At 69.9% G+C, this 26,447-nt stretch carries 24 protein-coding genes; 14 read left to right on the top strand and 10 right to left on the bottom strand.

The genetic code is table 11. From position 1 onward, the window contains the following. The first annotated feature begins 25 nt into the window (after positions 1–25). From AC6CCG_RS16605 to AC6CCG_RS16570, 8 genes are all read left to right on the top strand, one after another. Positions 26–1,036 carry a D-isomer specific 2-hydroxyacid dehydrogenase family protein gene (locus AC6CCG_RS16605; RefSeq protein WP_496655700.1) on the top strand — a complete coding sequence of 337 codons (1,011 nt, stop codon included), beginning with the start codon at positions 26–28 and terminating at the stop codon, positions 1,034–1,036. Beyond that, a complete protein-coding gene (gene vanA / locus AC6CCG_RS16600) occupies positions 1,029–2,069 on the top strand; it encodes a D-alanine--(R)-lactate ligase (protein ID WP_496655699.1) in 1,041 nt (346 codons plus the stop codon). Before AC6CCG_RS16605 ends, vanA begins: the two co-directional genes overlap by 8 nt. After that, positions 2,066–2,674: a D-Ala-D-Ala dipeptidase VanX gene (gene vanX, locus AC6CCG_RS16595; protein ID WP_496655698.1), complete on the top strand. Its 609-nt coding sequence runs from the start codon at positions 2,066–2,068 to the stop codon at positions 2,672–2,674. The genes vanA and vanX overlap by 4 nt, the downstream gene beginning before the upstream one ends. A 19-nt stretch (positions 2,675–2,693) precedes the next feature. After that, positions 2,694–3,152: a GNAT family N-acetyltransferase gene (locus AC6CCG_RS16590; protein WP_496655697.1), complete on the top strand. Its 459-nt coding sequence runs from the start codon at positions 2,694–2,696 to the stop codon at positions 3,150–3,152. A gap of 39 nt (positions 3,153–3,191) precedes the next feature. Beyond that, positions 3,192–4,370, top strand: a complete 1,179-nt coding sequence (locus tag AC6CCG_RS16585) for a sensor histidine kinase (protein WP_496655696.1) — start codon at positions 3,192–3,194, stop codon at positions 4,368–4,370. Further along, positions 4,367–4,972, top strand: coding sequence for a response regulator (locus AC6CCG_RS16580; protein ID WP_496655695.1), 606 nt, complete (start codon positions 4,367–4,369; stop codon positions 4,970–4,972). Before AC6CCG_RS16585 ends, AC6CCG_RS16580 begins: the two co-directional genes overlap by 4 nt. 33 nt (positions 4,973–5,005) lie before the next feature. Next, entirely contained in the window at positions 5,006–5,281 is a 276-nt protein-coding gene (locus AC6CCG_RS16575) for a ribbon-helix-helix domain-containing protein (RefSeq protein WP_496655694.1), read from the top strand. Positions 5,282–5,376: 95 nt separating this feature from the next. Beyond that, positions 5,377–5,655 carry a hypothetical protein gene (locus AC6CCG_RS16570; protein WP_496655693.1) on the top strand — a complete coding sequence of 93 codons (279 nt, stop codon included), beginning with the start codon at positions 5,377–5,379 and terminating at the stop codon, positions 5,653–5,655. On the opposite strand, the gene AC6CCG_RS16565 is transcribed toward AC6CCG_RS16570, so the two are convergent. The 6 genes from AC6CCG_RS16565 to AC6CCG_RS16540 are packed head-to-tail and all read right to left on the bottom strand — an operon-like array spanning position 5,645 to position 12,739. Beyond that, entirely contained in the window at positions 5,645–7,345 is a 1,701-nt protein-coding gene (locus AC6CCG_RS16565) for a DUF885 domain-containing protein (RefSeq protein ID WP_496655692.1), read from the bottom strand. The genes AC6CCG_RS16570 and AC6CCG_RS16565 overlap by 11 nt on opposite strands. Further along, positions 7,342–8,196 (bottom strand): ATP-binding cassette domain-containing protein, encoded by an 855-nt coding sequence (locus tag AC6CCG_RS16560; protein WP_496655691.1) that lies wholly within the window; start codon positions 8,194–8,196, stop codon positions 7,342–7,344. Before AC6CCG_RS16560 ends, AC6CCG_RS16565 begins: the two co-directional genes overlap by 4 nt. Next, positions 8,193–9,023 carry an ABC transporter ATP-binding protein gene (locus AC6CCG_RS16555; RefSeq protein WP_496655690.1) on the bottom strand — a complete coding sequence of 277 codons (831 nt, stop codon included), beginning with the start codon at positions 9,021–9,023 and terminating at the stop codon, positions 8,193–8,195. The genes AC6CCG_RS16560 and AC6CCG_RS16555 overlap by 4 nt, the downstream gene beginning before the upstream one ends. Continuing rightward, the gene (locus tag AC6CCG_RS16550) at positions 9,020–10,015 is read right to left on the bottom strand and encodes an ABC transporter permease (RefSeq protein WP_496655689.1); all 996 of its coding nucleotides are present in this window, start codon (positions 10,013–10,015) and stop codon (positions 9,020–9,022) included. Before AC6CCG_RS16550 ends, AC6CCG_RS16555 begins: the two co-directional genes overlap by 4 nt. A 2-nt stretch (positions 10,016–10,017) precedes the next feature. Beyond that, on the bottom strand, positions 10,018–10,983 hold the full coding sequence (locus AC6CCG_RS16545) for an ABC transporter permease (RefSeq protein WP_496655688.1): 966 nt from the start codon (positions 10,981–10,983) through the stop codon (positions 10,018–10,020). A gap of 19 nt (positions 10,984–11,002) precedes the next feature. Next, positions 11,003–12,739, bottom strand: coding sequence for an ABC transporter substrate-binding protein (locus AC6CCG_RS16540; RefSeq protein WP_496655687.1), 1,737 nt, complete (start codon positions 12,737–12,739; stop codon positions 11,003–11,005). Between the two features lie 154 nt (positions 12,740–12,893). Here AC6CCG_RS16540 and AC6CCG_RS16535 point away from each other — a divergent pair, with 154 nt between their 5' ends. From AC6CCG_RS16535 to AC6CCG_RS16515, 5 genes are all read left to right on the top strand, one after another. Beyond that, positions 12,894–13,688, top strand: coding sequence for a hypothetical protein (locus AC6CCG_RS16535; protein ID WP_496655686.1), 795 nt, complete (start codon positions 12,894–12,896; stop codon positions 13,686–13,688). Positions 13,689–13,757: 69 nt separating this feature from the next. Then, positions 13,758–18,338, top strand: coding sequence for an ATP-dependent helicase (locus tag AC6CCG_RS16530; RefSeq protein ID WP_496655685.1), 4,581 nt, complete (start codon positions 13,758–13,760; stop codon positions 18,336–18,338). A 173-nt stretch (positions 18,339–18,511) separates the two neighbouring features. Continuing rightward, positions 18,512–19,864: an ABC transporter substrate-binding protein gene (locus AC6CCG_RS16525; protein ID WP_496655684.1), complete on the top strand. Its 1,353-nt coding sequence runs from the start codon at positions 18,512–18,514 to the stop codon at positions 19,862–19,864. Continuing rightward, the gene (locus tag AC6CCG_RS16520; protein ID WP_496655683.1) at positions 19,852–21,015 is read left to right on the top strand and encodes a carbohydrate ABC transporter permease; all 1,164 of its coding nucleotides are present in this window, start codon (positions 19,852–19,854) and stop codon (positions 21,013–21,015) included. Before AC6CCG_RS16525 ends, AC6CCG_RS16520 begins: the two co-directional genes overlap by 13 nt. Beyond that, the gene (locus AC6CCG_RS16515) at positions 21,012–21,881 is read left to right on the top strand and encodes a carbohydrate ABC transporter permease (protein ID WP_496655682.1); all 870 of its coding nucleotides are present in this window, start codon (positions 21,012–21,014) and stop codon (positions 21,879–21,881) included. The genes AC6CCG_RS16520 and AC6CCG_RS16515 overlap by 4 nt, the downstream gene beginning before the upstream one ends. A gap of 63 nt (positions 21,882–21,944) precedes the next feature. Here AC6CCG_RS16515 and AC6CCG_RS16510 read toward each other — a convergent pair whose 3' ends face one another. From AC6CCG_RS16510 to rimO, 4 genes are all read right to left on the bottom strand, one after another. After that, positions 21,945–22,256, bottom strand: a complete 312-nt coding sequence (locus AC6CCG_RS16510; protein ID WP_179758207.1) for a helix-turn-helix domain-containing protein — start codon at positions 22,254–22,256, stop codon at positions 21,945–21,947. A gap of 128 nt (positions 22,257–22,384) precedes the next feature. Further along, positions 22,385–22,888, bottom strand: coding sequence for a CinA family protein (locus tag AC6CCG_RS16505; RefSeq protein WP_496655680.1), 504 nt, complete (start codon positions 22,886–22,888; stop codon positions 22,385–22,387). Continuing rightward, on the bottom strand, positions 22,885–23,472 hold the full coding sequence (gene pgsA, locus AC6CCG_RS16500; RefSeq protein WP_496655679.1) for a CDP-diacylglycerol--glycerol-3-phosphate 3-phosphatidyltransferase: 588 nt from the start codon (positions 23,470–23,472) through the stop codon (positions 22,885–22,887). The genes AC6CCG_RS16505 and pgsA overlap by 4 nt, the downstream gene beginning before the upstream one ends. Further along, complete coding sequence (gene rimO / locus AC6CCG_RS16495) at positions 23,469–24,920, bottom strand: 30S ribosomal protein S12 methylthiotransferase RimO (RefSeq protein ID WP_496655678.1); 1,452 nt, start codon at positions 24,918–24,920, stop codon at positions 23,469–23,471. Before rimO ends, pgsA begins: the two co-directional genes overlap by 4 nt. Positions 24,921–25,060: 140 nt before the next feature. Between rimO and AC6CCG_RS16490 the strand changes: the two genes are divergently transcribed. Next, the gene (locus AC6CCG_RS16490; RefSeq protein ID WP_496655677.1) at positions 25,061–26,419 is read left to right on the top strand and encodes a M14 family zinc carboxypeptidase; all 1,359 of its coding nucleotides are present in this window, start codon (positions 25,061–25,063) and stop codon (positions 26,417–26,419) included. Positions 26,420–26,447 lie beyond the last annotated feature (28 nt).

Below are 26,447 nucleotides of genomic sequence, written 5' to 3'. Positions count from 1 at the left end.
ACACGCATTCTTCTTCAATGGCGGCATGACCTTCAGCGAAACAATGCGCCGTTCGCCGGCCTCGGTTGCGCAGAAGGTGGGCCTGACCGTTTACGGCTGCGGACCGGATGAGGCGGAATTGTTCCGCGCCCTGGCGCCCCGGCTCGGCGTCGACGCGCAACTCACCGAAGAACCGGTGTCCGAACTCAACAGTGAACTGGCATTCGGCCGGCGCTGCATCAGCGTCGGCCACAAGACCCCGATCACGCATTCCACCCTGCTCGCCCTCAGCCGGGTCGGCGTCCGCTATCTGTCCACCCGGAGTATCGGCTCCAACCATCTCGACGTGACGTTCGCCGAAAAGGTCGGGATCACGGTCGGCAATGTGTCCTATTCGCCCGACAGCGTCGCCGATTACACGTTGATGCTGATGTTGATGGCGGTACGGAACGCGAAAGCCATGATCCGCCGGACGGACGTGCACGATTACCGGCTGCACGAGACCCGGGGCCGGGAACTGCGCGACCTGACGGTCGGCGTGATCGGGACCGGGCGGATCGGGGCGGCGGTGCTGCAACGGCTGCACGGCTTCGGCTGCCGGATGCTGGCGTACGATCTCCGGCCCAAGATCGCCGGGGACTACGTCCCGCTCGATCACCTGCTGCGGCACAGCGATCTGATCACGCTGCACACGCCGCTGACCGACGAGACGCACCATCTGCTGGACCGGCACCGGATCGAGCGGCTGCGGCCGGGGGCGTACGTGATCAACACCGGCCGCGGCGGGCTGCTCGACACCGCGGCTCTCCTCGACTCGTTGGAGAACGGCCGGCTGGGCGGGGCCGCGCTGGACGTGCTCGAGGGCGAGGAGGGGATCTTCTACGCCGACCGCAGCGACGGCCCGGTCGGCAGTGATCACCTGCTCCGGCTGCAGTCGCTGCCGAACGTGATCATCAGCCCACACACCGCCTACTACACCGACCATGCCCTGCGGGACACGGTCGAGAACTCAATGATCAACTGTCTGGACTTCGAAAGCAGGAATCAGCATGGCTAAGGTGAAGCTCGGCATCGTCTTCGGCGGCCTCTTCGAGGAGCACCCGATCTCGGTCAAGTCGGCCCGCGAGGTCGCCAGGAACCTCGATCCGGAGAAGTACGAGCCGTACTACATCGGCATCACCAAGAGCGGCGGCTGGCTGCTCTGCGACGGTCCCGAGGACGGCTGGGACGACGGCAACGGCCGTCCCGTCGTGCTCTCGCCGGACCGGAACGCGCCCGGGCTGCTGGTGCTGGACCAAGATCGTTACGAGACCGTCGCTCTCGACGTCGTGCTGCCGGTGCTGCACGGCCGGCACGGCGAGGACGGCGCAATCCAGGGGCTGTTCGAGCTCGCCGGGCTGCCGTACGCGGGCTGCGACATCCCCAGCTCGGCCCTCTGCATCGACAAGACGCTCACCTACGCGGTGGTGGGGCACGCCGGGATCGCCACCCCGAAGTTCTGGATCCTGGCCGACGGCGAGGAGCCGGACCCCGAGGCGCTGCCCTACCCGGTCTTCGTGAAGCCGGCCCGGTCCGGATCGTCGTTCGGCGTCAGCAAGGTCGCCGGGAAGGACGAGCTGGCCGACGCGCTGGCCACCGCGCGCGAGTTCGACGGCAAGGTCGTGATCGAGGAGGCGGTGATCGGCAGCGAGATCGGCTGCGCCGTGCTGGGCAACGAGGGCGATCTGATCACCGGCGAGGTGGACCGGGTCGCGCTGACCCACGGCTTCTTCAAGATCCACCAGGAGGAGAGCCCGGAGACCGGTTCGGAGAACGCGTCGTTCATCGTCCCGGCGGACATCCCGGCCGCGTCGCAGGAATTGATCAAGGACACGGCGAAGGCGATCTACCGCGCGCTCGGCTGCCGCGGCCTGGCCCGGGTCGACCTGTTCCTCACCGAGGACGGGCGGGCGATCCTCAACGAGGTCAACACGCTGCCGGGCCTGACCTCCTACAGCCGCTACCCGCGGATGATGGCGGCCGCCGGGATCTCGATGACCGAATTGATCGACCGGCTGGTGACGTTGGCGCTCGCCGGCAACGGGCGATGATCGACGACTTCGTCTACGTCGACGAGGCCGTACCCGGAATTCGGTGGGACGCCCGCTATGCGACGGCCGACAATTTCACCGGTGCACCGGTGGACGGGTATCTCGCGAATCGGGTGATCGGGACGAAGACGCTCTGCGTCGCTCTCGAACTGGCGCAGGAGAAAGCGGAATCGATCGGCTTCGGACTGCTGCTCTGGGACGGGTATCGGCCGCAGCGGGCGGTCGACGCCTTTCTGCGCTGGTCCCGTTCGCCGGAGAACGGCCGTACGAAAGCCAAGCACCACCCGAACCTGGACCGGTCGGAATTGTTCGAACGCGGTTATGTGGCCGCCCGGTCCGGTCACACCCGCGGCAGTGCGATCGACCTGACGCTGTTCCGGCTGGCCACCGGCGAACCCGTACCGATGGGCGGTGATCATGATCTGATGGATCCGCTCTCGCACCACGGCGCGCCGGGCATCACGGCCGCCGAAGCCCGGAACCGGCATTATCTGAGGTCGATCATGTGGGCCGCGGGCTTCGATGCCTACGATCGCGAATGGTGGCACTACCTGCTGCGGGACGAACCGCACCCCGACACCTACTACGACTTCCCCGTCGCCTGACCCGGACAGGAAGGAAGGCATGAACGTCCGAACAGCCCAGCCCGACGACGCCTCGACGATCGACGACCTGCTGCACCAGCTGGGCTATCCGCAGGACGATCCGGACGCCACCGCGGCCCGGCTCAAGGCCTGGGCCGACCAGCCGGACGGGGCCGCGTTCGTCGCCGAGGTCGACGGCACCGTGCTCGGTGTCATCGCGGTGCACTGCTGCCCGTTCCTCGAGCGCGACGGCTCCTGGGGCCGGATCGTGGCCCTGGTCGTCTCGCTCGAGGCCCGCGGGCTCGGCGTCGGCCGTCGCCTCGTCGCGGAGGCGGAGGCCTTCGCCGCCGACCGCGGCTGCGTCCGGATGGAGGTCACCAGTTCGGACCGCCGCGACGACGCCCACGCCTTCTACCGCCGCCTCGGCTACGTCGACCAGGCCGGGCGGTCGTCCCGCTTCCTCCGCGACCTCCCCGGCGAGCCGCGCGAACAGCCCTGATGCGCCGATCCCGCCCGTCCGCATGGAAGGGTGGGCCGGGTGAGATGGCGGATCAAGCCGTGGCGGGAGCGCAGTCAGCCGGAGCGGTTCGACGCGTACATGCGCTGGTCGCTCTATCCGTTGTCCGCGCTGCCGCCGTTCCTCTACGCCTTCCAGCTGGCCGCCGGCGCCCCGGTCGGCTGGCCGGCCTGGGCCGCGCTGCTGCCGTACGTCGCGCAGACGGTGCTCAACCTGATCATGCTGCGCCGCAGCCTGGCCGGCGACCAGATCCCGCCGGTGCTCGTGGCGGTCCAGGTGCTCTGCGGAGCAGCCGCGCTGATCGTGCTCGGGCTGAGCCGGGACCCGGTGGAGTCCGTCTTCCTCAGCCCGCCGATCTTCGCGCAGCTGCTGGTGATCACCGGAGCCGCAGCGAGCTGGGTGCCGGTGTTGCGACCGCGGACCGTCGCCCTGTTCGGGCTGGGCTGTGTCGTGATCATGGTCGCCATCCAGCTCCCGTACGGGACCGTGGCGGCGGTCCTGGTCTCGTTCGGCACGGTGGTCTGGGTGATCATCTGGCTCAGTGTGTACGCCAGCTCGGCCTGGATGCTCCGGGTCGTCCGGGAGCTCGACCGGGCCCGCGGCACCGCGGCCCGGCTGGCCGTCGCCGAGGAGCGGCTGCGATTCTCCCGGGACGTGCACGACGTCTTCGGCCGGGTGCTGGCCGCCGTTGCGGTGAAGAGCGAACTGGCCGCCGAACTGACCGGCCGGCGGCCCGAGGACGCCGCCGCGACGATGCTCGAGGTCCGCGAACTGGCGCAGGAGTCGCTGGCCGAGGTGCGCGCCGTCGCGGCCGGCTACCGGCAGGCCGATCTCGGCCAGGAACTCCGCGGCGCCCGGGCCCTGCTCGAGTCGGCCGGCATCGCCTGTGCCGTGCTCGGCGAGAACCTCGAACTGCCGGACCAACAGGCCACAGCGTTCGGCTGGGCGGTCCGCGAGGCGGTGACGAACGTGATCCGGCACTCCGCCGCCACCGAGTGCACGATCTCGATCATCCGAGCCGACGCCTGGGTCAGGCTGGAAGTGATCAACAACGGTGTCGACGCCGATCCCGGTGACACCGGCTCCGGCCTGCTCGGCCTGGCCGAACGACTGGAACCGCTCGGCGGCGTGGTCGAACGGCGCCGCTCGGGTGCTACCTTCACGCTGCTGGTCACCCTGCCCACCAAGGATGTTCCATGATCACCGTGCTGCTGGCCGACGACGAGAACCTGATCCGGGACGCGCTCGCCGCGCTGCTCGACCTGGTCGACGATCTTGAGGTGGTCGGCCAGGCCGCGTCCGGCACCGAGGCCCTTGCGGTCGCGGCCAAGGTGCGGCCGGACGTCGCCGTCCTCGATCTTCAGATGCCCGGCCTGGACGGCATCGAGACGGCTCGGCGACTGGCCGCTGAGCAGCCCGGCTGCGGGCTGGTGATCGTGACCAGCCACGGCCGGCCCGGCTACCTGAAGGCGGCGCTGACCGCCGGGGTCCGCGGCTTCGTCCCGAAGACCACGTCCGCGAAGGTGCTGGCCGAGGTGATCCGGACCGTCGCCGCCGGCGGCCGCTACGTCGACTCCGACCTGGCCGCCGACGCCATCGCAGCAGGCGAATCCCCGTTGTCGCCGCGCGAGGCCGACGTCCTGGAACTCGCCGCCGAGGGTGCCGACGCCGAGGAGATCGCCGCCCGCAGCCACCTGTCCCTCGGCACCGTGCGCAACTACCTGTCCTCGGCCACCGCGAAGCTCGGCGCCGGCAACCGGCACGAGGCGATCAAGGTCGCCCGCCGGCACGGCTGGATCTGACTCCAGCGCGCATATCGAGATACACTATCCGGTATGACAACGTCGCGCGTCACGATCACGCTGCCGGAGGAGCTGCGGCAAATCATTGCCGACAAAGCCGATCAGCTCGGCCTGCCGTTTTCGGCCGTCGTCTCGACCGCGCTGGGGGCCTGGGCCCGCGGCCAGCTGATCGACGCCTGGCTGGGTGAGTATCAGGCGGAGCACGGCAGGTTCAGCGAAGACGAACTCAAGGCCCTCGCCAAGGACGCGGGAGTCCCCTATCTTCCTCCAGCTGCCACGGCGCAGAGCGACAAGTCGACGGCGGCATGAACCTCGTCCTCGACGCCGGTGCCTTGATCGCAGTCGACCGGGCCGACCGACGGATCGCGGGGATGATCTTGCTTGGTCGCCGCGCGGGTGCGGACGTGATCACCACCGCACCCGTGGTGGGACAGGCCTGGCGTCACGGAAGTCGGCAAGCCCGCTTGGCACAGTTCCTGGCCGGCGTCGAGGTTCGCGAGGTCGGCCTTGAGGATGCAAAGGAGGCCGGCGTCCTCCTCAGTCGATCGGGATCGTCGGACGTCGTCGATGCGCTCGTGGCGATGCTCACCAGGCCGGGCGATCAGTTGTTGACCAGTGATCCAGACGATCTTGCTCGACTGACCGGGGTACGCGACGGCGACGTTTCGATCGTCACCGTGTAAGGCCCTCCGCGGGGTACGGAGACGCACCGCCGCGGGCGATGAACCGCTCGACCTCGGCCCGCAACACCTGCAGCGGTACGGAGCCGAGCGACAGCACCTGATCATGGAAGTGCCGAAGATCGAAGGCCTCGCCGAGCTCCCGCTCCGCCCGGGCCCGAAGGTCCAGGATCTCCAGCTGGCCGAGATAGTAGGCGCAGGCCTGGCCGGGCCAGGCGATGTAGCGGTCCACCTCGGTGATCACCTCGTGGCCGCCGATCGCCGTGTTGTCGCGGAGGAAGGCCTGCGCCCGGTCCCGGGACCAGCCAAGGGCGTGGATCCCCGGATCGATCACCAGCCGGACCGCCCGCCACATCTGGTAGCCGAGCATGCCCATCAGCTCGTACGGGGTCTCGTACATCCCCATCTCGACACCGAGCCGCTCGGTGTAGAGCGCCCAGCCCTCGCCGTAGGCCGACAGGTAGTCGTTGCGGCGGAACTCGGGATGATCATGCTGCTCCAGCGCCAGCGGGATCTGGAACGCGTGGCCGGGCGCGGCCTCGTGCAGGGTGAGCGCCGGCAGCGAATAGAGCGGCCGCTCCCGGAGCGCGTACGTGTTCAGTAGATAGCGGTCCACCCCGCCGCGGCCGAAGGTGTAGAACGGCGCCAGGTCCGGCGGCACCTCGATGATCGCGAACCGCTGCCGCGGCACCCGACCGAAGTAGCGGTGCACCACGGCGTCGAACTTCTTGGCGTGCCAGGCCGCCTCGCGAAGCAGCTCCCGCGGCTCGTCCACGTAGAACTGATCATCGGTGCGCATGAACGCCAGCAGCGCGTCCACGTCGCCGCCGAAGCCGGTCTGCTCGGCGATCCCCCGCATCTCGGTCCTGATCTTGTCCACCTCGCGCAGCCCGATCGCGTGGATCTCCTCGGGCGTCAGGTCGAGCGTCGTGAATTCGCGCAGCTGTGCGGCGTAGTAGTCGGCGCCAGCGATCTCGACGGCCGCGATCGCCTCGGGAAGGTTCGGCAGGTAGGTCTCGGTCAGGTAGTCGACCAGCCCGCGGAACGCCGGTTGGACGCGCTCCTCGACCAGCCGGATCGCCTTCCTGCGCAGGGATTCCGCTCGCGGCCCGGTCAGGCCGTCCAGGGTGGTCACGAACGGCAGAGTGGCCGGGTCGGCGGCCTCGGCGACGGTCCGGGCGGTCGTCTCGCGCCCGGTCATGGTGATCTTGGGCGGGCCGAAGCCGCGGGCCAGGCCGGCGCCCAGGTTCTCGATCTGCTGCTCCAGGTAGGCCGGTACGTGCTCCAGCTGGCTCAGCCAGCGCTCGGCCTGGTCCGGGTCGGTGATCGGCCGGCGACCGCGGTCGATCAGGTCGTTCCAGAACGAGCTGTCGGCGTTGGCCGGAGCCTCCCAGGTCCGGAACCGCTGCTGGTTGATCAAGGTCTGCAGCTGGTTGTCGTACACGGCCTGATTGGTCCGCTCGGCCTCCGACAGGGTGGCCGGGTCGATCCCCCGGACCGCGGCCAGGGTCTCCTCCCAGTGCCGCTGCCGGCGTTCCTGAGCGGCCGGGCCGACGTCGGGCAGGAACGGGTCGGTCTCGGTCGACCGCCAGCTGCCATGGCCGAGTTCGCCGGTCCGCCAGGCCCATTCGTCGGTGTACAGCCGCCGCAGCGCGCCGTCTCCGGACGGCACAGCCCCCGCTGCCTCGGTCATCTCGCTCCTCCTCGCGAGCGTCGCTCGCGTTCCCATTCGGGTGGGATGGTCGGCACCGCGGCCAGCAGCGTCCGGGTGTACTCGTGCCGCGGTTCGGCGAAGATCTGGTCCCGCTCCCCCTGCTCCACGATCGTGCCGCCCTGCATCACGCAGACCCGGTGCGCCACCTGCCGTACCACCGCAAGATCATGGGAGATGAACAGATAGCTGAAGCCGAAGTCGGCCTGCAACTCGGTCAGCAGCCGCAGCACCTGGGCCTGCACGGAGACGTCCAAGGCCGACACCGGCTCGTCGCAGATGATCACCCGCGGATTGCAGGCGATCGCCCGGGCGATCCCGATCCGTTGCGCCTGGCCGCCGGAGAACTGGGCCGGGTAGCGCCGCGAGTGGTCCGGGTTGAGCCCGACCCGCTCCATCAGTTCCTTGACGCGGGGCACCGCGGCGGCCAGCGACGAGAGGCCCTGGTACCGCAGCGGCGCCGACACCAGCTGCTCGACGTTCTGCCGCGGATTCAAACTGGAGAAGGGATCCTGGAAGACGAACTGGACACTGCGCCGGAACTCCCGCAGCGCCGGCCCGGTGGCCCGGGTGACGTCCCGATCACCGATCCGGACCCGGCCCTTGCTCGGTTCGATCAGCCGGCCGATCATCCGCGCCGTGGTCGACTTGCCGGAGCCGGACTCGCCCACCAGGCCGACCGTCTGCCCCTCCAGGATCTCCAGCGAGACGCCGTCGACCGCGCGGAAGGTGCGCCGGCTGGTCAGCACCCGGCCGGGCTGGGACACCCGGTAGTCCTTGATCAGGTTCTCCGCGGCGAGGATCACCGGCGGGGTCATGGTCTCGGTCGTCACGCGTCCCCTCCGTCGTGACCGGGATCGACGAGACGCGGTGTCGCGTCGATCAGCATCCTCGTGTACGCCGACTGCGGGTCGGTGAACAGTTCCCGAGTCGTGCTCAACTCCTGCCGTACGCCCTGGCTCAGCACGAGCACGCGGTCGGTCACCCGGCTCACCACCGCAAGATCATGGGTGATGAAGAGCAGGCTCGCCCGGGTGGTCGCCCGGACCTCCTTGATCAGGTCGAGCACCTGCGCCTGGACGGTCACGTCCAGTGCCGTGGTGGGCTCGTCCGCGATCACCAGCTGCGGCTCGCAGACCAGGGCCATCGCGATCATGATCCGCTGCCGCATGCCGCCGGAGAACTGGTGCGGATAGTTGTGGTACGTCCGCGCCGGCTCACGCAGGTGCACCCGCTCCATGGCCGCGATCGCGGCCTTCCGGGCGTCGGCCCGAGACCCGCCCCGGTGCGCCCGGTACGCCTCGGCCACCTGATCACCGACCGTGTAGTACGGGTTCAGCGAGGACAGCGGGTCCTGGAACACCATCGAGATCCGCATCCCGCGGATCCGCCGCAGCTGCCGGTCGGACCGGCCGACCAGTTCGAGCGCCTCGCCGCCGGGGCCGGCCAGCCGGATCGAACCGGTGACCTGCGCGGCGGGCGGCAGCAGGCCCATGATCGCGAGCGCGGTCATCGACTTGCCCGACCCGGACTCGCCGACCAGGCCGAGCGCCTCGCCGGACTCGATCGTGAACGACAGCCCGTCCACCACGGTCGCCGGTTCCCCGTCCGCGGTCGGGAACCGGATCGTCAGGCCCTCCACGGTGATCAGGTCGTTCATGCCGACCGCACCCGGATCCGTGGGTCGAGCACCGAGTAGAGCAGGTCGACCACGATGTTGGCGGTGATCACGAAGAACGCGGCGACCAGCGTGAAGCCCATGATCACCGGCTGGTCGTTGGTGCTGATCGCGTCCCGGGCCATCTTGCCGATCCCGTTCAGGCCGAACACGGACTCGGTGATCAACGCGCCTCCCATCAGCGTCGCCACGTCCATCCCGAAGATCGTGATGATCGGCGTCAGGGACGGCCGCAGCACATGCTTGCCGACCACGGTGACCGGCGGCAGGCCCTTCGCCCGGGCGGTCCGGACGTAGTTCTCGCCCAGCGTGTCCAGCACGTTGGAGCGGGTCAGCCGGGTGTACATGGCGGCATACATCAGCGCCAGCACGATCCACGGCATCAGGTAGCTGTCCCACCACAGCGCCGGGTCCTCGCTGAACCGGACCGTGGTCGGGAACGGCAGCACGCCGAGCTGCACCACCAGCACGAACTGCAGCACCAGCGCGACGAAGTAGTTCGGCAGCGCGATCCCGGCCAGCGCCACCGCGTTGAACGAGCGGTCCACCCAGGTGCCCTCGCGCAGCGCGCTGAGCACCCCGGACAGCAGGCCCCAGGCGAGCCAGATCAGCGAGGCGCCGACCGCGAGGGTGACGGTCACCTCGATCCGCTCACCGATCATGGTGCCGACGTTCTGTCCGCTCTGGAAGCTGTGGCCCAGGCACGGTGCCGCGCAGTGCACGGCTCCGGGCCCGCTGCCGTACCAGCGACCGGCGACCAGGCCGAGCAGGAACGTGCCGAACTGGACCCAGAACGGCTGGTCCAACCCGAGTTGATCACGGATCGTCGCGATCCGCTCGGGCGTACAGGTCTGGCCGCAGATCAGCACCGCCGGGTCCGGCGAGAGCAGGAAGAAGATCGCGTACGTGAACAGGCAGACCCCGAACAGGGTGAGCAGGGCCCAGCCGATCCGGCGCAGCACGTAACTGATCATGGTCAGACCCCTTCCCGCCGGGCCATGATCCGCTGGATGTGATCACCGACCACCATGCAGGACAGCACGGTGCAGGTCAGGAAGAGGCCGGGAATGGCGAAGAACATGGGGTTCGTGGCGGACCACTGGACCGCGCCGGCGATCATCTGGCCCCAGGACGGGTCCGGCGGCCGGACCCCGACGCCGAGGAAGCTCAGCCCGGCCTCGGTGGCGATGTACTGCGGGAGCATCAGCGTCGCCACCACGATGATCGTGCCGGACAGGTTCGGGATCACCTCGGCGAACACGATCCGGAACGGCCCGGCGCCGGAGGCCACCGCCGCCTCGACGAACTCCCGGTTCCGCAGCGACATCGCCTGGGCCCGCACCACCCGGCCCAGCTGTGGCCAGCCGAACAGGCTGAGCACGGTGATCAACATGACCATCCGGTTGGCCTGCGGCACCGCCGACAGGATCGCGATCATGAAGATCAGCGACGGGAACGCCATCAGGAAGTCCATCACCCGGCCGATCACCGTGTCGACCACCCCGCCGGCGTACCCGGCGATGGTGCCGAGCAGCACCGCGATGGCGACCGTGAGCACTGTCGCCAGCACCGCGATGCTCAGCGAGAACCGTGCCCCGTAAGCGATCCGGGCGAAGATGTCCCGCCCGTTCAGCGGCTCGACGCCGAACCAGTGCTCGGCCGAGATGCCGCCCAGCGGCCCGATCGGCAGACCGCCCAGGCGCGGGTCGATCGCGTCCTCGTCGAAGGCGTACGGATCGTGGCCGGAGATCGCCGTCAGCACCGGAGCGAAGATCGCCATCAGCACCAGCAGCGCGAGGAAGACCAGGCTGATCACCGTCGCCGGCCGGGACAGCAGCAGCCGGGGCAGCCGACGGCGGCGCGGCAGCCCGGCCGGCGCCCCCGGTCCGCCCGCGCCGTCACTGTCCGGTCCCGGGCCGGTCAGCCGCGTCGGCGTACTCACCTTCGGACGGCCCGCCGGATCACGGGTTCTTCAGGCCGAGCGAGGTCAGGTCGACGTACCCGGTCATCCCGGCATGGGCGAAGGCGCCGCCGATGTTCGGCCCGATCAGCTGCAGCGGGGTGTCCCGGACCAGCGGGACCACCGGCGCCAGTTCCATGATCTCCCGGTTCAACTGAGCCACCGCGGCGTTCTGCTCGTCGATGTTGCTCATCTTGGCGATCTCCTCGAACCGGGCGTTGATCTTGGGATCGTCCAGCTGGCTGTTGTTGTTGTTGCCGGTCGGGTACAGCCGCTTGCCGTCGAACAGCGGGGCCAGCAGGGTCTCGCCGGTCTGCCCGCCGCCGCACCAGCCGGTGATCCCGATCTCGTGCTGCTTGGCGGTCGTCTGGATCACCTCGTAGTAGGTGGACGCGTCGATCACGTTCAGCGTCGCGTCGATGCCGACCTTGGCCAGCGAGGCCTGGATCGCCTCCGACTGCGCCTGCCATTTCGGCAGCCCGCGGACGTCCATGGTGACCTTGAACCCGTCCGGGTGGCCGGCCTCGGCGAGCAACTGCTTCGCCTTCTCGATGTCACCCTTGAACTCCGGCGTCGGGTAGAGGTCGAACTCCTCCCGGCCCGGCACGCTCGGCAGCAGCATGTCGGTGGCCGGCTGGGTGACCAGCGGTCCGCCGGTCACGGTGATCACGCTCTGCTTGTCGATCGCGTAGTTGATCGCCTGCCGGACCTTGAGGTCGTCCAGCGGCTTCTTCGCCATGTTCAGGTAGAGATAGAACGTGCAGCTCGGATGATCACGGATCGTGCGGGCCTTCAGCTCCGGCGTCTGGATCTTGGCCAGCGTCGCCGGCTGGATCGAGTAGACGCCGACCGCGTTCGCGTCTTCGCCCTGCGCGGCGAGCATCCGGTCGTCCACCGTCGCCGCATCGATGCCGAACAGGAACTCGTACCCGTCTGGCAGGGCCGGCCGGACCGGGTCGGACTCCGGCTTCCACTGCTCGTTCCGGACCAAGATCAACTTCGAGCCGCGCTGGTAGCTTTCGATCTTGTACGGCCCGGACGCGATCGGCTTCTCGTCGATCTGCCGGACGTTGGCGATCTTGCCGGCCGGGAACGGCGCGAACGGCGGTGTCATCGCCACCACGGGGAAGTAGGCCACCGGGCGGTTCAGGTGGAACGTGATCGTCTTCTCGTCGACGACCTCGATCGAGTCCAGGCCCTTCGGGTCCTGATAGATGCCCTTGTAGTCCGAGGCCCCTTCCAGGTATTGGATGTGGAAGTCCGAGCCGATCCGCAGCGCCGCGTCCATCGAACGCTCGAGGCTGTACTTGAAGTCGGCCGCGGTGATCGGCGTGCCGTCCTCGAAGAAGATGTCGTCCTTCAGCGTGTACGTCCACTCGGTGGCATCCTCGTTGGGCCGGCCGGTGTCGGTCGCAAGATCAGGGACGATCTTGGTGCCGCCCGCTCCCGGCTCGTTGGCCGCCGTGGTCAACGTCCGGTAGATCAGCCGGTAGAAGTTGTTCACGCCGCCGTCGTTGCCCATCGCCGGGTCGAGGTGGGAGAACTCGGGCTGGCCGAGCACCCGGACCACGCCACCCTTCTTGGCCTCGCCGGTGACCACCGCGTAGCCGTCCTGGTCGAGCTGCACCCCCGGGTCGGTGCTCGGCCCGCCCTGCTGGGCATTCCGGCCGCCGGAGCAGCCGGCCAGCAACAGACTCGCCGCAGCCAGCAGAGCGACCACAGTACGGGTGGGGCGCATACGTCCTCCTCGAGAGACCTGGGTACCCGCCGTAGCTTAGGGGTTTCCCTCCGTCCGCGTCGCGGTTAATCCAACGAATTGATCACGCTGCGCCCGGGTCCGGCGGCGTCGCGACGACCTCGTTCCCGCTACGGTCAGGTCCGGAGGTGGGCCCATGCTGACCCGACGCGCGTTCGCGTTCGCCCTGGCCGGAGCCGCAGTCGCGGCGGCTCCGGGGTGCGCCTCGGTGCCGCGGAATCCCGCACCGTCGCTGCGCTTCGGCGACTTCCGGCTGGCCGGCCGGGAGATCGAACTGCGAGTCTTCGCCGACGGCGCGGGCGTCCTGGTGAACGGCTCGCTGTCGACGGGCGGCATGATCGAGTCGCGGACCATGGAACGGCTCCGGGCGTTGATCGCCTCGCCCGAGTTCAACGATCAGCTCACCCGGCCGCTTGACGACGTCGAGACGAAGGTCTGCGGTGATCTTGCGTCGTTCCGGGAGACGTTCCGGATGGGCGGGCTCGCGGTGGACGTCCCGTGTACGACGTCGGACCGACCCACGCTCGCCGAACTGAGGGAACTGCTGGAGCCGTACCGGCGGGACGGCTTCCGGGAGCCGTTGCCGGACGGCCGACCCGACCTGCCCAAGATCACGGTCCGCTGGGGCCGCGACACCGCTGAGCCGCGGATCCGCCTCGACCTCCGGCCCGACGGGTCCGTGGTCCAGAGCACCGAGGGTTCCGGGGACCCGGAGACCCGCACGCTCGACCTGGCGGCGCCCGAACGGGACGCGATCCGGCTGATCCTGCGGACCGGACTCTGCGCTCCGCCCGAACCACCGGCCGACGAGCCCGTCCTCCGGATCCAGGTCGCCGACGGCGATCCGGTCGCGGTGTCCCAGTCACCGATCGACAAGAGTGACTGCTTGGACCTCCACGCGATCGCGCAGCTGGTGATCCGGGCGCGCTGACGGGACCGCAGGCGGGTCGGCTGCCGGTGGCGGCGCCGGCTGTCAGCGGTCGGGTGCAGGATGGGAAGCATGTCCGTGCAGGCCCCCGATCCGCTGGCCGCGTTCGCCCCGGCGACCGCGACCTGGTTCACCGACGTCTTCGCCGCCCCGACGCCGGCCCAGGCCGGTGCCTGGTCGGCGATCTCGGCCGGGCAGAACGCGCTGGTGATCGCGCCGACCGGCTCCGGCAAGACGCTGGCGGCGTTCCTCTGGGCGCTGGACGGGCTGATCCGGGAGCCCGAGCCGCCGGCCAAGGAACGTTGCCGGGTGCTGTACGTGTCGCCGCTCAAGGCGCTCGCGGTCGACGTCGAACGCAACCTGCGGGCACCGCTGGCCGGGATCAGCCGGACCGCGGCCCGGCTGGGCGAGCCGACGCCGAGCGTGACGGTCGGCATCCGGTCCGGCGACACCACCGCCTCGGACCGCCGGAAGTTGATCACCCGGCCGCCGGACATCATGATCACGACGCCGGAATCGCTGTTCCTGATGCTCACGTCGGCGGCCCGGGACACCCTGACCGGCATCCGTACCGTGATCGTCGACGAGGTGCATTCGCTGGCCGGCACCAAGCGCGGCGCGCACCTGGCCCTGTCGCTGGAGCGGCTGGCCGAGCTGACCGAGCGGCCGCCGCAGCGGATCGGGCTCTCCGCCACCGTACGGCCGCCGGAGCGGGTCGCCCGGTTCCTCGGCGGTGATCAGCCGGTGACCGTCGTGGCCCCGCCGGCGAACAAGAGCTGGGACCTCGAGATCGTGGTCCCGATCGAGGACATGAGCGACCTGCAGGCCGCCGCCGCACCGACGGCGTCGGTCGCGGACGAGCCGGAGTCCGCGGACAGCCGCCGGCCGCCGTCGATCTGGCCGCACGTGGAGAACCGGATCCTCGACCTGATCGGCCGGCACCGGACGACACTCGTGTTCGCCAACTCGCGGCGGCTGGCCGAGCGGCTCACCGCGCACCTCAACGAGCTGCACGCGGAGCGGCTCGGCGAGGCCACCGAGCCACACCAGCCGCCGGCCCAGATCATGGCCCAGTCCGGCGAGTCGGCCGGCCGCGACGGTTCGACGACGCCGGTGGTCGCCCGAGCCCACCACGGCTCGGTGAGCAAGGAGCAGCGGGCCCAGATCGAGAACGACCTGAAGTCGGGCCGGCTGCCCTGCGTGGTGGCCACCTCCTCGCTCGAGCTCGGCATCGACATGGGCACCGTCGACCTGGTGGTCCAGGTCGAGGCGCCGCCCTCGGTGGCCAGTGGGCTGCAGCGGGTCGGCCGGGCCGGTCACCAGGTCGGCGCCGTGTCCCGCGGCGTCTTCTTCCCCAACCACCGCGGCGATCTCATCGAGTCCGCGGTGGTCGTGGAACGGATGCGGGCGGGCGCCATCGAGGCGGTGGCGGAGCTGCGCAACCCGCTCGACGTGCTGGCCCAGCAGATCGTCGCGATCACCGCCGGCGGTGAGGTCGCGGCCGACGACGTCTACCGGCTGGTCCGGCGGGCCTCGAACTTCGCCGACCTCCCCCGCAGTGTCTTCGACGCGGTGCTCGACATGCTCAGCGGCCGCTACCCGTCGGAGGACTTCGCCGAGCTGCGGCCCCGGCTGGTCTGGCAGCGCGACACGGACCGGCTGAGCGCCCGGCCCGGCGCCCAGCGACTGGCCGTCACGTCCGGCGGCACGATTCCCGACCGCGGGCTGTTCGGCGTCTTCCTGGCCGGCGAGGACACCGGGCCCGGCCGGCGGGTCGGCGAGCTGGACGAGGAGATGGTGTACGAGACGAGGGTGGGCGACGTGTTCACCCTCGGCACCACGAGCTGGCGGGTGGAGCAGATCACCCACGACCGGGTGCTGGTCTCGCCGGCTCCGGGCCAGCCCGGCCGGCTGCCGTTCTGGAAAGGCGACGCCCCGGCCCGGCCGGCCGAGCTCGGGGTGGCCTTCGGCGGCTTCGTCCGGGAGCTGGCCGGACTCAAGACGGAGCCCGCGACCACGCGGTTGCGCGAAGCCGGCCTGGACGACTCGGCCGCCCGCAACCTGGTCAGCTACCTGACCGAGCAGCAGCAGGCGACCGGCGCGCTGCCGACCGACCGGACCGTGGTCTTCGAACGGTTCCGCGACGAGCTCGGCGACTGGCGGGTCTGCCTGCACTCCTCGCTCGGCCTCGGCGTGCACACGCCGTGGGCGCTGGCGATCGAGCACACCGCGCGGGAACGGTACGGAACGGAGGTGCAGGCGACCGCGACCAACGACGGGATCATCCTGCGGATCCCGGACACCGACGCCGATCCGCCCGGCGCGGAGTTGATCATCGCCGACCCGGAGGCGCTGGAGCAGATCGTCACCGATGAGGTCGGCGGCTCGGCCCTGTTCGCGTCCCGGTTCCGGGAGTGCGCGGCACGGGCACTGCTGCTCCCCCGCCGCGATCCGCGGGCCCGTTCTCCCCTGTGGCAGCAGCGGATGCGGTCGGCCCAGCTGCTCGGCGTCGCCGCCCGCTACCCCGAGTTCCCGATCGTGCTCGAGACGATGCGGGAGTGCCTCACCGACGTGTTCGAGCTGCCGGAGTTGATCAAGGTCCAGCAGTCGATCGCCAGCCGCGACCTGCGGGTCGTCGAGGTGGAGACCGCCGAGCCGTCGCCGTTCGCGCGATCGCTGTTGTTCGGCTATGTCGGCGCGTTCGTCTACGAGGGCGACGTGCCGCTGGCCGAGAAGAAGGCCGCGGCGCTCGCCCTGGACGCGACCCTGCTCGCCGAACTGCTCGGCAAGGACGGTCTGCAGCAACTGCTCGACCCGCAGGTGATCGCCGAGACCGAGGCGGACCTGCAGGGGCTCAGCGAGGAGCGCCAGGCGTCGACCACCGAACAGGTGTACGACCTGATCCGCACTGCGGGCCCGTTCCGGACCGACGAGCTGGCCGACCGCAGCCGGCCCGAATTCGATCATGAAGGTGCGGTCCGGGAGTTGATCACCGCGCGCCGGCTGGTCGAGGTGCGGATCGCCGGCGCCGACCTGGTCGCGGTGATCGAGGACGTGCCCCGGTTGCGCGACGGTCTCGGCGTTCCGGTGCCGCCCGGGGTGGCCGCCAGCTTCGCCGAGCCGGTGCCGCAGCCGATCGACGACCTGGTGCTGCGCTGGGCCCGGCAGCACGGGCCGTTCGTCGCCGAGACGATCGCCGACCGGTACGGGCTGCCGGCCGGCGTGGTCACCGACGCCTGCCGCCGGCTGATCGACGACGGGTCTGTCGTGGCCGGCCACTTCGTCCAGCTCGGCGACGAACTGCAGCATCTGCGCCAGTACTGCCATCAGCGGGTGCTGGCGTTGATCAAGCGGCGCACGCTGGCCCGGCTACGCCGCGAGGTCGAGCCGGTCGAGCGGGTCGCCTACGCCCGGTTCCTGATCGACTGGCACGGCATCGGCAGCCCCGGCCGCGGGACCGACGGCGTGCTCGCCGCGCTGGAGTCGCTGGCCGGCTATCCGGTCCCGGCCAGCGCGGTCGAGTCAGTGATCCTGCCGGCCCGGGTCGCCGACTACCAGCCGGCCCTGCTGGACCAGCTGATCACGGCCGGCGAGGTGAGTTGGGCCGGCGACGGGGCGATCGGCGAGGCGGACGGGTGGATCCGGTTCCTGCTGCCCGGGCTGGAGGCGCCGCCGCCGCGCCGCGAGCCGGAGGATCAGCGAGCGGCCGCGTTGCTGTCGGTGTTCCATCCCGGTGGGGCCTCGTTCCTGACCGAGCTGACCCGGCGGCTCGGCGACGACGACGAGGCGGCCGGCTACGAGGACGCGCTCTGGGAACTGGTCTGGGCCGGACTGGTCACCGGCGACACGTTCGCGCCGGTCCGGGCCCGGGTCACCGGCGGCGTCCACCGGAGCCGGCCGGCGCCGCGCAGCCGGACCCATCGGGGACAGCTGCGGTCGCAACTGCGGGCCCGGGTGGCCGCCCGGATCAACGCCTCCCCCACCACCGCCGGCCGTTGGTCCCTGATCGAGCGCACCGAGGCGGAGCGCTCGGCCCGGTTCACCGACCAGGTGTTCGGCTGGCTGGACCGCTACGGCGTGGTCACCCGCGGCGCCGTCACGGCCGAGGGCACCGAGGGCGGCTTCGGCGCCGCCTACCGGGCGCTGGCCACGCTCGAGGAGTCCGGCCAATGCCGCCGCGGCTACTTCATCGAAGGGCTCGGCGCGGCCCAGTTCGCGCTGCCCGGCGCCGTCGACCGGCTCCGCGCCGCCTCGGCCGAGCCGGAGCAGCCGGAGGCGATCGTGCTGTCCGCCTGCGACCCCGCGAACCCGTACGGGGCGGCGCTGAGCTGGCCCGACCGGGCCGGCCACCGGCCGGGCCGCAAGGCCGGCGCCCTGGTGGTCCTGGTCGCCGGTGAGTTGATCTTCTACGTGGAGCGCGGCGGCCGGACCCTGCTCAGCTTCACCGACCGGCGCGACGTGCTGGAGCCCGCCGCGGTCGCGCTCGCCTCAGCCGTGCGCCGCGGCCAGCTCGGCAAGCTGACCGTGCAGCGCGCCGACGGTGATCATGTCTTCGGCTCCGAACCGGTACGGAAAGCGCTTCAAGAAGCGGGATTCGTGATGACACCGCAAGGACTGCGGATCCGGCCCACGGTCGGTTACACCGGCAGTTGATCATGCAAGTCGATCATGGCCGGCGGTTCGGCTCGTGATCATGAACCGGTTCCACCGGCAGCGATCCGGTGTCGGTTTGGCGCGTTCGGTGGACAGCAACCTGGTTTGGGGGTAGAGATAGAGGACTGATCGATCCGGCGGGCGATCGGGCCCGTGGGGAAGCGAGCGTGACCATGACATCGCATTCGAAGCGACTGTTGGCGGCGATCACCGGGTGCTTGGTCCTGGTGGTCGGCCTGACCGGCTGCCTGCGTGACCCGAACGCCGGCTCTCGCAACGGCGGCTCGGGCGGCGGCGAGGCCATCGCCGACAACAACACGGTCGACAACGACAAGAAGGTCGAGATCCTCGGCGCCTTCGGCGGCGCGGAGAAGGCCTCCTTCGTCAAGTCGCTGCAGGAGTTCCAGCAGCGCACCGGGATCACCATCGAGTACGTCGACTCGTCGGATTTCACGACCATCGTCAAGACCCGGGTGCAGGGCGGCTCGGAGCCCGACATCGCGCTCTTCCCGCAGCCCGGCGGCCTGCTCGAACTGGCCGCGCAGAAGCAGATCGCGCCGATCGACACGTACCTCGACTTCGACGCCATCGACCGGACCCTGGTGCCCGGGTTCCTCGAATCGGCCCGGCTGAACGGCCGGGTGTACGGGGCGCCGATGCGGATGGCCGTGAAGAGCGTCGTGTGGACCCCGAAGGCGTACTCGCAGGACGGCTACCCCACCGACGTCGACTCGATCCAGGCCCTGGACAAGGTCGCTGCCGAGATCCGCGGCAAGGGCATCGCTCCCTGGTGCATCGGCTTCAACGCCGACCAGTCGACCGGCTGGGTCGGCACCGACTGGATCGAGGAGTACATGCTCCGGATGTGGGGCCCGGACGTCTACGACGACTGGACCAGCCACCGGATCCCCTTCAACGACGAGCGGGTCCAGCAGGCGTTCGAGGAGTTCGGCAAGTTGATCAAGACCCAGGGCAACGTCTTCGGCGGCGCCGACGGCGTGATCAACACCCCGTTCGGCGACGCGATGAACCCGGCCTTCCAGAATCCGCCGAAGTGCCTGCTGCACCGGCAGGGCAACTTCGCCTACTCCTTCTATCCCAAGGACGTGCAGGCCGATCTGGACAACCGGGTCGACGTCTTCAAGTTCCCCCGCTACGACGGTGAGTACTCGGGCAGCCCGGTGCTCGGCGGCGGCGACCTGGCCGGCTTGTTCAACGGCAACGACCCGGACTCCATCGAGGTGATGAAGTTCCTCACCTCCGACCAGTTCGGCAAGGAGTGGGCGGCCGACGGCGGCTGGCTGTCGCCGCACAAGACGTTCGACCCGAGCAACTACCCGGACGAGACGACGCGCAAGATCGCGGCGTTCGCCTCTGACGCGGACGTGTTCCGGTTCGACGGCTCGGACCTGATGCCGAAGGCGGTCGGCTCGGGGACGTTCTGGACCGGCATGGTCGATTGGGTGCGCGGCACCAAGACGACCAAGCAGGTCACCGACGAGATCGAGGCATCGTGGCCGAAGTAGCCGCGGACGCGGCGAGCGGACAACAGACCGCGGCCAGTCCGGAGGGCCCGGTCGCGCGCGATCACCGGCTGCCCGCCGTGCTCCGGATGATCATCGCGGTGGTCGGCATCTGGGTGCTGATCGCCGGCATCGGTTCGCTGTTCCAGGCGTTCGTCTACTACCCCCAGTTCTTCCCCAAGCTGCTGCAGGGACTGCTGGCGGTGGTGCTCGGCGTGCTCGGCGCGGCGGCGGTCTTCTACTTCATCAACATGTTCGTCGAGGCCCTGCCGAAGCGGGTGTCCGGCGGCCTGATGCCGTACGCCTTCCTGCTGCCGGGGGTCGGGCTGATCGGCCTGATGCTGCTCTACCCGACGGTGCAGACGATCAACTTCAGCTTCGCCAACTCCGACAGCACCGCCTACGTCGGCCTGGCGAACTACGCCTCGATCTTCACCAACGCCGAGTTCCTGTCGTCCTTGATCAACAACCTGCTCTGGCTGCTGATCGTGCCGGCGGCCGTCGTGTTCTTCGGCACCATCGTCGCGGTGCTCGCCGACCGGCTGCCCGGCGGTGCCGAGAACGTCACCAAGAGCCTGATCTTCCTGCCGATGGCGATCTCCTTCGTCGGTGCGGCGACCATCTGGGGCGCCATGTACGCCTACAACCCGCCGGGCCAGCCGCAGACCGGTCTGCTGAACGCCCTGGTCACCGGGGTGGGCGGTGACCCGGTGTCCTGGCTCAGTCAGACGCAGCTGAAGCTGAACAATCTGCTGCTGATGGTGATCCTGATCTGGATCCAGGCCGGCTTCGGCATGGTGCTGCTGTCCTCGGCGATCAAGGGCGTCCCGGAGGACACCATCGAGGCCGGCCGGATCGACGGCGCGAACGAGTTCCAGATCTTCATGCGGATCGTCATCCCGCAGATCCGCGGCACCATGGTCACTGTCTTCGTCACGCTGGTGATCTTGGTGCTGAAGGTGTTCGACATCGTGTACGTGATGACGAACGGACAGTTCGACACCAACGTCATCGCGAACCTGTTCTTCCAGGAGATCTTCGCCAAGTCCCAGTCCGGCATCGCGTCGGCGATCGTCGTCGTGCTGCTGATCGTGATCACCCCGGTGCTGGTCTACCAGGTCAGAGCCTTCCGCCAACAGGAGGCCATGCGATGAGCGAGGCACCCACGATCAAGCCGCGGAACATCCCGGCCTGGATCATCATGATCTTGCTCGTCGTGCTGTGGTCGATCCCGACCATCGGCCTGCTGATCACGTCCTTCCGGCCGGTCGACGACCAGGTCTCCACCGGCTGGTGGACCGCGTTGTTCAACCCGTTCGGCAGCGGCTGGACGATCGAGAACTACCGCGCCGTGCTCTCCGGCGGCGGTGGCGGCGGGATGGCCAACTCCTTCCTGAACAGCATCGTGGTGGCGGTCCCCGCGACCATCCTGCCGTTGATGTTCGCCGCCTTCGCCGCGTACGCCTTCACGTTCATGAGGTTCCCCGGCCGGGACGTGCTGTTCATCATGATCGTCGCCGTCATGGTGGTGCCGATCCAGGTCGCCTTCGTGCCGATGCTCGACCTGCTCGGCCCGAACAACCTGAACATCAACGGGCAGTATCTCGCGGTCTGGATCCTGCACACCGGATTCGGGATGCCGTTGGCGATCTACACGCTGCGCAACTACATGGCGACGCTGCCGAACTCGGTCATCGAGTCGGCCAAGATCGACGGAGCGACCCACTTCCAGACGTTCTGGCGGCTGATCGTCCCGATGTCGGTGCCGGCGATCGCCGCCTTCGGCATCCTGCAGTTCATCTGGGTCTGGAACGACCTGCTGATCGCGCTGCTGTTCCTCGGCGCGGGCGAGAACGCCACCGTGATCGTGACGCTGCAGGGGCTGCTCGGCACCCAGGGCCAGGGCTTCGAACTGCTGCCGGCCGGCGCCTTCATCTCGATCGCCGTGCCGATGCTGGTGTTCTTCGGATTGCAGCGCTTCTTCGTCCGCGGCCTGACCGCCGGCGCCGTCAAGGGCTGACCCGGGAACACAGAAGCGTCACCGGCCCTCGGGCCGGTGACGCTCTCGGGACGTTCAGGCGGCTCAGGCGGCCGCGACGCTCGCCACCGGGCGGATCGTCGGGACCTTGGCCAGCAGTTCCTGGCGGGCCATCTTCTCGCTCACGGTGCCGAGCACGACGGAGAGCGGGAGTTCCAGGGCGCCGCAGATCGACGCCAGCAACTCGCTGGACGCCTCCTTCTGGCCGCGCTCGACCTCGGACAGGTAGCCCAGGCTCACCCGGGCCTCCTTGGAGACCTCGCGCAACGTCTTGCCCTGCGTGACCCGTTCCTCACGCAAGGACTCGCCGATCAACTCGCGCATCAGCACTGGCCTCAACGAATCCTCCGGTCGCATACCGAAACTCTACCCACCCCGTCCGACAACTCACGCACACCACTCCCGAACACCACGCGAGCCGCCCGCATTCCGAGATCGTGACCGGAATCGACCGCACTTGATCGAGATCGGACCGGAGGGCCGGTTCAGTTCGACGTCGGGTCGAGTCCGGTCAGGCGCTCGAGCAGCAGCTCCAGCGCCGCTTCGCAGGTCTGCCGGCGGATCGCGGCCCGGTCCCCGGTCAGCGCAAGCCCGCGCACCTCGGCCGGCCGATCCGGCCCGGCCAGCCCGACGAACACGGTGCCCGCCGGATGGCCCTCCTGCCGATCCGGCCCGGCCACGCCGGTCGCGGACAGCCCCCAGGTCGCGCCGCACCGGTCGGCGGCACCGGACGCGAGTTCGGCGGCGGTGCTCTCGGCGACGGCGCCCTCCCGGACCAGGGTCTCGGCGGCGACGCCGGCCAGGGAGGCCTTGAGGTCGGTCGCGTACACGATCAGCCCGCCGCGGTACGCCAGCGAGGCACCCGGAACTCCGGTCAGCAGAGCGCCGATCGAGCCGCCGGTCAGCGACTCGGCGGTGGCCAGGGTCGCCCCGAGCTCGGTCAGCCGGGCGATCACCGCCGCGGCCAGCTGTTCCGGCCGCTCGGTCACCCGGCCGGCTTCCCGGCCGTCCGCAGCCGGCGAGCCTCCAGGACGTAGTCGATGCCCGTGATCACCGTGAGCACCAGGGCCGCGCCCATCACGGTCCAGGAGATCGGCAGCGCCCAGCCGGGCAGCGGCAACAGGGCGATGATCAACGCCGCGGCCTGGACGACGGTCTTGATCTTGCCGCCGCGACCGGCCGCCATCACCCCGTACCGCAGCATGACGAAGCGCATGATCGTGATCCCCCACTCCCGGACCAGGATCACGATGGTCACCCACCACCAGAGCTCGCCGATGATCGACAGCCCGATGAACGCCATCCCGGTCAGAGCCTTGTCGGCGATCGGGTCGGCCAGCTTGCCGAAGCTGGTGACGATCTTGTACTTACGGGCCAGGTAGCCGTCGATCCAGTCGGTGCCGATGGCGACCGCGAACGCCAGTGTCGTCGCGATCCGCCAGCCGGCCTCGGCGGGATGAGCCAGCAGCATCCAGGCGAAGACCGGGACCAGGACGATCCGGAACACCGTCAGGGCGTTCGGCACGTTCCACGGAGAGGCCTCGCGGGCCTCGTCCGGCGGATCGGTGGTCACGCCGGCTCACCGGCATCGGCGATCAGATCGACCCCGTCGGTCGCCACCACGGTCGCCGAGACGATCATGCCGGGCCGCGCGTCGGCCAGCCCGGTGACGGTCGTCGCACCGTCCACCTCCGGGCCCTGGTGCTCGGACCGACCGACCACCTCGCCGTCGGCGACCTCCTCGATCAGCACCCGGACCGACTCGCCGATCCGCTCCTCGGCCCGGGCCGCGACCAGCTCGTCGGCCAGGTCGGTCAGCCGGTTCCGCCGGTCCTCGATCTCGTCCTCGCTGAGCTTGCCGTCGAAGCCGGCCGCTTCCGTACCCTCTTCGTCGGAGTAGCCGAAGACGCCGATGGCGTCCAGGCCGGCCGCGATCAGGAAGTCCGACAGGACCTGGACGTCGTCCTCGGTCTCGCCCGGGAAGCCGACGATCACGTTGCTGCGGATCCCGGCCTGCGGGGCCAGCGCCCGGATCGACTCGATCAGGCCCAGGAAGGTCTCCGCGTGGCCGAACCGGCGCATCCGGCGCAGTACCGGCGCCGAGGCGTGCTGGAACGACAGATCGAAGTACGGCACCACGCCCGGCGTGCCGGCCATCGCCTGGACCAGCGTCGGCCGGGTCTCGGCCGGCTGCAGGTACGACACCCGGACCCAGTCCAGCCCGTCCACGGCGGCCAGGTCGCCGAGCAGCCGCTCCAGCAGGCGGATGTCGCCCAGATCCTTGCCGTACGAGGACGAGTTCTCACTGACCAGGAACGCCTCCCGGACACCGTTCTCGGCCAGCCAGCGCGCCTCCGCGACGATCTCGTCCGGCGTCCGCGACACGTACGCGCCGCGGAACGACGGGATCGCGCAGAAGGTGCAGCGGCGATCGCAGCCCGAGGCCAGCTTCAGCGGCGCCGACGGCGCGCCGTCCAGCCGCCGCCGGACCACCCGCGGACCACTGGCCGGGGCCAGGCCGGTCGGCAGGTCCGGCGCGACCGGGGCGTGGCCCGGGATCGCGGCACCGCCCGCTGCGGCCTGCCGGTCCACCGGCGAGATCGGCAGCAGGGTGCGCCGGTCCCGCGGCACGTGCGCCTGGTGCTGATTGCCGGACAGGATCGACTGCAGCCGCTCGGCCACCGATGCGTAGTCGTCGAAGCCGAGCACCGCGTCGGCCTCCGGCAGCGAGTCGGCTAGCTCCTTGCCGTACCGCTCGGCCATGCAGCCGACCGCGACGACGGCCTGCGCCTTGCCCTCGGTCTTCAGATCGGCGGCGGCGAGCAACGTGTCGACGGAGTCCTTCTTGGCCGCCTCGATGAACCCGCAGGTGTTCACCATCACCGCGTCCGCGGCCTCGGGGTCGTCGACCAGGCGGAAGCCGCCGACCTCGAGGCGGGCCGCCAGTTCGGAGGAGTCGACCTCGTTCCGAGCACAGCCGAGGGTGATCAGGTGAACCGAGGTGAGAGCGTCTGCAGTCATGACCGGACCAGTATGACAGCGCCCGGCACTCGGTCCTGCATCCTCGATCGGCACCCCCGGCGCGGCCATTGACACGGCTCGGCGGGAGGACATTGGCTGGCGTCCATCGCCGTACCCATCTGCGAAGGGGATCCCGCATCATGAAGCCCAGATTCGTCCTCGCCGCCGTCACCACTGCGGCCCTGCTCACCACCGCCGTCGCCGTCTCGGCCCAGGCGGAACCCAACCCTGGCGCCGGCTCCGACCGGCCGCTCGCCCAGGCCCTCGCCGACACGCCCCGCGACCAGTTGCCGACCCCGTTCGAGAAGTCGAACGGGGCGAGCTGGACCAGCCACCCGCAGAGCCTGCGCTACTACCGCTCGCTGGACTCGGCCAGCGACCGGGTGAAGGTCGAGAACATCGGCCGTACCACCGAGGGCCGCCCGCTGCAGCTGGTCTCGGTCGGGGCACCGAAGCCGAAGCCGGTCGCCGAGGCCGCGCAGGGTTCGGTCGCACTGTTCGTCTGCTCGGTGCACGGCGACGAGCCGTCCGGCCGGGAGGCCTGCCTGCAGCTGGCCCGCGACCTCGCGCTGAGCGCCGACGCCGCCGTGACCCGGTTCCTGGAGCGCACCACGGTGCTGTTCGTCAACGCCAACCCGGACGGCTGGGTCGCCGACACCCGGGGCAACGCCGACGGGACCGACGTGAACCGGGACTACCTGGCCGCGGCGACGCCGGAGGCGCGAGCGGTGCTCGAGGTGATCCGGGACTGGAAGCCGGACGTGCTGAACGACCTGCACGAGTACGGCCCGCGGGAGCACTACGAGACCGATCTGCTGCATCTGTGGCCGCGCAACCGCAACGTCGATGCAGGCATCCACGACCTGGCCCGGGAGATGAGCGAGGAGTACGCGTCCGCGCAGGTCACCTCGCTCGGCTACACGTCCGGCGTCTACGGCCAGTTGATCAAGGACGGCGAACCGTACCTGCAGGTCGCCGGCGACGGCCAGGCCAGGATCCTGCGCAACTACGCCGGGTTGGCCAACATCGTCGGGATGCTCAGCGAGACCGCGAACGCACCGCTGAACGACGCCGAGGAGGACGACCCCGCGCTGCTGAACCGGCGCCGGGTCACGGTCAACTACAACAGCGCGCTGGGCAGCATCCAGCTGGTCGAGGAGCAGCGTGACCGGTTGATCACCGAGACCGCCGCGGCGGCCGAACGCCAGACCGAGGCCGGTGCCGAGGGCTCCGGCGTGATCTACTTCGGCGGCCAGGACGACATGATCCCGACCGACGCCGACCAGGTGGAGCCGCACCCGATGTGCGGCTATCGGCTGACCGGCGCGCAGTACGAGCAGCTGAAGCCGACGCTGGCCCTGCACGGGATCACGTCGCAAGCGGCCGACGGGGACCGGCTGGTGCCGCTCGGGCAGCCGGCCCGCGGTCTGATCCCGCTGCTGCTGGACGCCCGCAGCGAGTACGGACTCGTCGACGCGACGCCGCTGGAATCCTGCTGACGGAGGGCCCAACCTCAGGGCCCGCGGT

The sequence above is a fragment of the Microlunatus sp. YIM B11417 genome, assembly GCF_059617205.1.
Note: the sequence above shows the minus strand (reverse complement) of the source record. Positions and strands in the feature narration are given on the sequence as shown.

What these genes read in the sequence shown, in the direction of transcription:
- AC6CCG_RS16515 (WP_496655682.1), top strand. Translation starts at nt 21,012, where the DNA reads ATGAGCGAGGCACCCACGATCAAGCCGCGGAACATCCCGGCCTGGATC.
- AC6CCG_RS16535 (WP_496655686.1), top strand. Translation starts at nt 12,894, where the DNA reads ATGCTGACCCGACGCGCGTTCGCGTTCGCCCTGGCCGGAGCCGCAGTC.
- AC6CCG_RS16575 (WP_496655694.1), top strand. Translation starts at nt 5,006, where the DNA reads ATGACAACGTCGCGCGTCACGATCACGCTGCCGGAGGAGCTGCGGCAA.
- AC6CCG_RS16580 (WP_496655695.1), top strand. Translation starts at nt 4,367, where the DNA reads ATGATCACCGTGCTGCTGGCCGACGACGAGAACCTGATCCGGGACGCG.
- vanA (WP_496655699.1), top strand. Translation starts at nt 1,029, where the DNA reads ATGGCTAAGGTGAAGCTCGGCATCGTCTTCGGCGGCCTCTTCGAGGAG.
- AC6CCG_RS16550 (WP_496655689.1), bottom strand. Translation starts at nt 10,015, where the DNA reads ATGATCAGTTACGTGCTGCGCCGGATCGGCTGGGCCCTGCTCACCCTG.
- AC6CCG_RS16490 (WP_496655677.1), top strand. Translation starts at nt 25,061, where the DNA reads ATGAAGCCCAGATTCGTCCTCGCCGCCGTCACCACTGCGGCCCTGCTC.
- rimO (WP_496655678.1), bottom strand. Translation starts at nt 24,920, where the DNA reads ATGACTGCAGACGCTCTCACCTCGGTTCACCTGATCACCCTCGGCTGT.
- AC6CCG_RS16565 (WP_496655692.1), bottom strand. Translation starts at nt 7,345, where the DNA reads ATGACCGAGGCAGCGGGGGCTGTGCCGTCCGGAGACGGCGCGCTGCGG.
- vanX (WP_496655698.1), top strand. Translation starts at nt 2,066, where the DNA reads ATGATCGACGACTTCGTCTACGTCGACGAGGCCGTACCCGGAATTCGG.
- AC6CCG_RS16530 (WP_496655685.1), top strand. Translation starts at nt 13,758, where the DNA reads ATGTCCGTGCAGGCCCCCGATCCGCTGGCCGCGTTCGCCCCGGCGACC.
- AC6CCG_RS16525 (WP_496655684.1), top strand. Translation starts at nt 18,512, where the DNA reads ATGACATCGCATTCGAAGCGACTGTTGGCGGCGATCACCGGGTGCTTG.
- AC6CCG_RS16555 (WP_496655690.1), bottom strand. Translation starts at nt 9,023, where the DNA reads ATGAACGACCTGATCACCGTGGAGGGCCTGACGATCCGGTTCCCGACC.
- AC6CCG_RS16590 (WP_496655697.1), top strand. Translation starts at nt 2,694, where the DNA reads ATGAACGTCCGAACAGCCCAGCCCGACGACGCCTCGACGATCGACGAC.
- AC6CCG_RS16605 (WP_496655700.1), top strand. Translation starts at nt 26, where the DNA reads ATGACCTTCAGCGAAACAATGCGCCGTTCGCCGGCCTCGGTTGCGCAG.
- AC6CCG_RS16510 (WP_179758207.1), bottom strand. Translation starts at nt 22,256, where the DNA reads ATGCGACCGGAGGATTCGTTGAGGCCAGTGCTGATGCGCGAGTTGATC.
- AC6CCG_RS16540 (WP_496655687.1), bottom strand. Translation starts at nt 12,739, where the DNA reads ATGCGCCCCACCCGTACTGTGGTCGCTCTGCTGGCTGCGGCGAGTCTG.